Raw genomic sequence first — 6,185 nt, forward strand, 5'->3', positions numbered from 1 at the left:
TACAGGCAGCACCGCCCACCACCGCGGCATAAGTGGCTGAATACCCGACCACGAGGACGAAAACCAGCACCACCGGAGGAATCAGCAGGTAGATCCTTGGACCGATAGGGGCAATCCGGCCGATTTCCTCAAGGGTCAGGTTTCCCATCCCGGTTTTCCGGGCATGCATGTCTACGGCGAGAAAAATGGCAATGTAAAACGCCACGGCGGGAATCACACCGGCCAAGGCGATACGGCTGTAATCCACCTGCAGCAATTCGGCCATCACAAAAGCGGCGATCCCCATGATGGGCGGCATGAGCTGACCGCCGGTTGAGGCCACCGCCTCGGTTGCCGCCGCCCGTTCCGGTGTGACGGCCGTCGACCAGAAATTTTTCGGTGCCCAGACGGGTCTGACGGGCCGTTTCGTAAAGGGCGGTGGTGCAATCGACCAGTTCCTGCCAGCTGTGCATGGGCTGGACGTTCACCTCGATCACTCCGGGGTCGGGGGTGATCTTGAAACTCTCCAGGCGCGGGTCATAGGGCGGCGTGTAGCCTTCGATGAGCACCGGCAAACCGGTCTTTGCAGCGGCGGCTTCAACGGCGGCCACCAGTTCCAGATAGCCTTCCAGGGAAACGATCGGCGGCATGAACACATACAGCCGGCCCCCACGGGGTTGCACGCACAGGGCCGTGCGGACCACCCAGGCGGCGGACTCGCCGACCGCGGGTGCCGGTTCGGTAAACGGCCTGGGCTGGGTGCGTACGCTGTCACCCACCCGTTCGGCCGGTTTTCCTGGCAGGGCCTGCTGGCCTTCGTAAAGCCCGGGCAGCGGGCCCCGTTCGGCCATCGGGTCCAGGGGATGATCATAGGGAAAATCTGCCTTGGCCACCCAAGGCAGGGATTCTAAGGGCAGTCGCAGTCCGGCCGGAGAGTCGCCGGGCAAAAGGAACATGTGCCCCCCCCGAAACGGCCAGGGCCCGCTCTTCCAGGAACCGTACTGCAGCGGCAACACGTAGCTCACCACCGCCCCCAGCCCGCGCTGGAAGGCTTCCGCCATGCGCGACCGGGCCTCGGGATCCTCAAGCCTGGGGTCGTCTGGATCCACATTGACCGGCAGCCGTTGCTCCTTGTGAAGGTAATACAGAATGTCCTCGTAGCCCTCACGAATGAAGCGACGGCTGACTGCCAGCTTGTCAGCCAGGGCATCGATGAAGGCCTTGGCCTCGGCAATGCCGAAGCCATAGTCTTTGGACACGTCGGCGATCCAGCGGTCGTCGGTCCACACCGGTTGGCCGTCGCGTCGCCAATAGCAGCCCAGGGCCCAGCGCGGCAGGGATTCACCCGGATACCATTTTCCCTGTCCATAGTGCAGCAGGCCGCCGGGGGCCCACTGCTTGCGCAGCCGTTTGAGCAGGGTTTCGGCCAGCTGTTGCTTCTCCTTTCCTAAGGCACCGGTGTTCCACTGTTCACCGTCCATGTCGTCGATGGATACGAAGGTAGGCTCGCCGCCCATGGTCAGGCGCACATCCGCTTCCTCCAGCTGACGATCCACGTCCTCCCCCAATTCCACGATGGCCGTCCAGACATCCTCCGGGTACGGCCGTGTGGAACGGGGCGCCTCGCGAATCCGCCGCACGCTCATGTGGTGGCTGAAGTCCACCTCGCATTTGTCCAGGGCGCCGGTGATGGGTGCCGCACTCTGGGGCTGGGGCGAACAGGCCAATGGAATGTGCCCTTCACCGGCAAAGAGCCCCGAGGTGGGGTCCATGCCCACCCATCCGGCCCCGGGCAGGTAGACCTCGGTCCAGGCGTGCAGGTCGGTGAAGTCGGCTTCCGGCCCGGACGGGCCGTCCAGGGATTTGACGTCCTGGGCCAGCTGGATCAGGTAGCCGGAAACGAAGCGGGCGGCCAGGCCCATATGACGCAGGATGTTGACCAGCAGCCAGGCCGAGTCCCGGCATGATCCACTGCCCAGGGTCAGGGTCTGCTCGCAGCTCTGCACATTGGGTTCCATGCGGATGAGATAGCGGATATCGCGGCTCAAACGCTGGTTCAGCTCCACCATGAAATTGTTGGTCGGTCTGGGGCTGCGGTCGATTTCGGCCATGTAGGCTTTGAGCTTTTCTCCAGCCGGTTCTTTGGCCAGATAGGGCCCCAGTTCCGCTTTGAGCGACGACTCGTAGTAAAAGGGAAAGGTCTCGGCATCGGGTTCCAGGAAAAAATCGAAGGGATTGATGATGATCATCTCCGCCACCAAATCCACCTCCACGACAAGTTCGGTGGTCTTTTCGGGAAACACGAGGCGGCCCAGGTAGTTGCTGAAGGGATCCTGCTGCCAGTTGATGAAATGGTTCTCGGGGATGACCGTCATAGAGTAGCTGAGGATCGGCGTGCGGCAATGGGGTGCGGGCCGCAGCCGGACAATGTGGGGGGAGAGAGCAATTCGCCGATCATAGCGATACGATGTCTTGTGGTTCAGGGCAACATGGATTCCCACGGGGTGTCCTTTCCTATTGTTCGTTGGTGGAGGCCTCGATCAGGGGCTTGAGGTTGAAAAAGGTGGTGCCGATGGCCCCGTCCACCTCGTTGAGACGGGTTTGCAGGCCGTCCAGGTATTCGTGCAGCCCATGATCGACCACTTCGTCGATGTCGGTGTATTCCAGATCGGCCTTGAGGCGGCCCAGTCGTTTTTCGGCGAGGTTGTTGGCCGATCCGGACGGCGATCCGCTGATGCGGTGCAGGCAGACCTGGGCCTTGGAGATGCAATGGCGGATGGAGCGGGGGAACTGGCTGTCGAAGATCAGAAACCCGGCCACCTTGCGCGGGGTGATGTGGTGGTGTTCCTTGCGGTACATCTCGAAGGCGCTGGCGGATTTGAGCACTGCCGTCCACTGGATGTTGTCGATGGGGGTGTTGACCAGGTCCGCCTGGGGCAGCAGCATGAAGTACTTGACGTCCAGGATCCGGGACGTCTTGTCCGCCCGTTCCATCATCATGCCGATGCGGGCGAAGTTCCAGGCTTCGCCATGGCTCATGGTCGAATCCATCAGGCCGGTGAACAGGTGGCTGCGCATCTGGATGATCTTGAAGAAGCGGTGGGGGTCTTCCAATGCCATGGTCAGGCTCCCATTGCCGGCCAGTTCCAGGTAGAAATTGTTCAAATGCTCCCACATCTCCGAGCTGATGATTTCACGGATGGAGCGGCCGTTTTCCCGCGCCGCCGCCAGGCAGCTCAGGATCGAGTTGGCGTATCCCCGATCAAAGGTCAGAAAGCGGATCACCGCCTCCTGGCTATAATCCGGGCTGATTTTCTCGAACCGGTCCTGGTCACCGGTGATCATGACCAGCGGCTCCCAGTGCTTGCCTTTTTCCGAAGGCATGTCCAGCAGCAGGTTGAGGTTGACGCTGATGAAGCGGGCCACATTTTCGGCCCGTTCGATATATCGGCACATCCAGTAGATCGAGTTGGCTACGCGGCTAAGCATTGAGATTCCTCCTGTGGTGGCCGACCGGAAACGGCATCTTTGGGTTCATGCCGGCGTTCTCACGATATTGAAATCCTCGACGTAGCGACGCTACGCCTCCGGTTTCAATACCGCTACGGCCTTGGTCCGAACCAAAATCTACCCTTTCCGGCCTGCCCCCTTTCCCAGTTGATGCGTTCGCAAAACGGTTCTGGAAATTTAGATGGTATTTATTCCATACGGAAGCAGGGGCCTGTGAATACATCTCACTACCGCCCTCACTCTGTTAGAGTACCCAGGTGTCCTTGCTGCCACCGCCCTGGGACGAGTTGACCACCAGGGACCCCCTGGTCAGCGCCACCCGGGTCAGGCCGCCGGGCTGCACGTAAATCTCCTCGCCAAAGAGCACGTAAGGCCGCAGGTCCACGTGGCGCCCTTCGATGCGGTCGCCTACGATGGTGGGTACCCGGGAGAGCGAAATGGTCGGCTGGGCCATGTAGTTGCGCGGTTCGGCGGTGATCTTCTCGGCAAATGCCGCCCGCTCCGCTTCGGTGGCATGGGGGCCCACCAGCATGCCGTATCCGCCGGACTCGTTGGCGGCCTTGACCACCAGCTCATCCAGGTGAGCCAGCACATAAGAGCGGTCCTTTTCGTCCCGGCAGATATAGGTGGGCACGTTGGGCAGGATCGCCTCCTCGCCGGTGTAGTATTTGATAATTTTGGGCACGTAGGCGTAGATCACCTTGTCGTCGGCGATGCCGGTGCCCGGTGCGTTGGCCATGGCGATGCGTCCCGCCTTGTAGACGCCGATCAGTCCCTTAACCCCAAGCATGGAATCGGCACGGAACACCGCCGGGTCGATAAAGTCGTCGTCGATTCGCCGGTAGAGCACATCCACGCGCTTGAGGCCCTTGGTGGTGAGCATGTGGACGAATCCGTCGGACACCACCAGGTCCTGGCCTTCCACCAGTTCCACGCCCATCTGCTGGGAGAGAAAAGAGTGCTCGAAGTAGGCGCTGTTGTAAATTCCGGGAGTCAGCACACCGATGGTGGGGGTTTGGACGTGATCCGGGGCCAGATACTCCAGCACTTTAAGCAGATTGGAAGGATAATCGTCGACCGGCCGCACCCGGGATGCCTCGAACACCTGGGGGAAGGTGCGCTTGAGCACCTGGCGGTTCTCCAGCACATAGGAGACGCCCGAGGGGCAGCGCAGGTTGTCTTCAAGCACAAAAAAACGCCCGTCGCGGTCGCGCACCAGGTCGGTGCCGGTCACATGGCACCAGATTCCCCGGGGCGGGGTAAAGCCTGCGCACTCTTTGCGGTAGGTCCGGCTGGTGAGGATCAGGTCTTCAGGGACCACCTTGTCTTTCAGAATCTTTTTCTGATTGTAGACGTCCTGGATGAATTCATTGAGGGCGAAGATGCGCTGCTTCAACCCGCTCTCGATCTGCTGCCAGTCGCTGCCCGAGACGATGCGGGGGATGATGTCGAAGGGCATGATCTTCTCGGTGCCCTCATCGCGGCCGTAGACATTGAAGGTAATGCCCATTTTGAGGAGCAGGGCCTCGGCGGCTTTCTGGCGCATGGCCAGGTCCCCGGGCGGCAATGACTCGATCTTGTCCACCAGCAGTTGTGATCCGGGCCGGGGGTTGCCCTTGGCATCGATCAGTTCATCGTAATAATCACCCGGATCATACGTCTTGAATGTTTCCATCGGATCTTTTCCTCCATGATTGGGCCGTGCACGGAAAAACTGCATGCTTCAGCATGTTGAACCCACTTCCACCGGGGCGGCAGGGGAAATGACGGTTGCGGGTGGGGGGCGCTTTCGGGCAGCCTTTTGGCCGTCATTTCCGAGCATAACGGAAAACATTTATATCGAATTGGTCAACGGATAGCAATTGTTTATCGGGCAAGACGTAGAAACCATGGCCTGTGCGAGGCAACCCGGCGCGTGTCTGTCGGTAACGCTGAGCCAAAAGCCGGCGATCCTTCGAACCCAAATAGGCATCGTCCGTCTGCGCGGGCGATGCATGGCGATTGTCATCTAATGTTAAGAATTGCCGGGCGGGTACCGATATCCAAACAGACCGTTCCGATAACCGTGCAGCAGGCATTCAGGCGGTTACTTCCATTCACGATGCAAGGTGACGCGTTGGAAAAATTGAAAATACTTATCGCGGAAGACGACATCGTATCCGGCAGCATCTTGAGCAAGATCCTATCCAAGCTGAGCCATGACGTGGATCATGGGCGCGACGGTATGCAGGCCTGGGAAATGTATCAGACCGGAAATTGCCGGTTTGTCGTTTCGGACTGGATGATGCCGAAACTGGACGGGATCGCGCTCTGCCGCAGGATACGCGAATTGAACCGCAACGACTATGCCTATATCATCATGATTACCGGAAAGAATGCCAAGGAGGAATTCCTCTCCCGTATACGGGCCGGACAGCGGATCCTTGAGTTGCAGGACATGTATGGGCGTGCTTCCGCCAAAATCGCCCATAGGGAAAAAAGTGCCGCCGTCGGTCCGCTTGCGGCTGGAATCGCGCATGAAATCAACAATCCGACCGGATCGGAATTATCGTAAACGAGTTGAGATATTTCGCGCATCCGGATGAAAAGGCCTTTTTCCCGGAAAATCGTGTTGAAATCATTCAGCAAGTCCTGACCCAACTGAAAGACTGCCTGACCACCGCGCAGAACATCCTGAAAATGATGAATGCCCGCAT

At 59.6% G+C, this 6,185-nt stretch carries 4 protein-coding genes and 1 pseudogene; 1 reads left to right on the forward strand and 4 read right to left on the reverse strand.

Annotated elements, in window-relative coordinates:
• From ACZCED_RS24485 to ACZCED_RS24500, 4 genes and pseudogenes are all read right to left on the reverse strand, one after another.
• The coding region (locus tag ACZCED_RS24485; RefSeq protein WP_464862056.1) for a TRAP transporter large permease subunit at positions 1 to 298 on the reverse strand (298 nt) is incomplete at its 3' end.
• Positions 299 to 389: 91 nt separating this feature from the next.
• A pseudogene (locus tag ACZCED_RS24490) lies at positions 390 to 2,480 on the reverse strand (transglutaminase family protein); the annotation flags it as partial.
• Between the two features lie 13 nt (positions 2,481 to 2,493).
• On the reverse strand, positions 2,494 to 3,468 hold the full coding sequence (locus tag ACZCED_RS24495; protein WP_462972129.1) for an alpha-E domain-containing protein: 975 nt from the start codon (positions 3,466 to 3,468) through the stop codon (positions 2,494 to 2,496).
• A 265-nt stretch (positions 3,469 to 3,733) separates the two neighbouring features.
• On the reverse strand, positions 3,734 to 5,164 hold the full coding sequence (locus ACZCED_RS24500) for a circularly permuted type 2 ATP-grasp protein (protein WP_464862057.1): 1,431 nt from the start codon (positions 5,162 to 5,164) through the stop codon (positions 3,734 to 3,736).
• Positions 5,165 to 5,404: 240 nt separating this feature from the next.
• Here ACZCED_RS24500 and ACZCED_RS24505 point away from each other — a divergent pair, with 240 nt between their 5' ends.
• Complete coding sequence (locus ACZCED_RS24505; protein ID WP_464862058.1) at positions 5,405 to 6,043, forward strand: response regulator; 639 nt, start codon at positions 5,405 to 5,407, stop codon at positions 6,041 to 6,043.
• Positions 6,044 to 6,185: the final 142 nt, after the last annotated feature.

The sequence above is a fragment of the Desulfosarcina sp. genome (assembly GCF_055467485.1).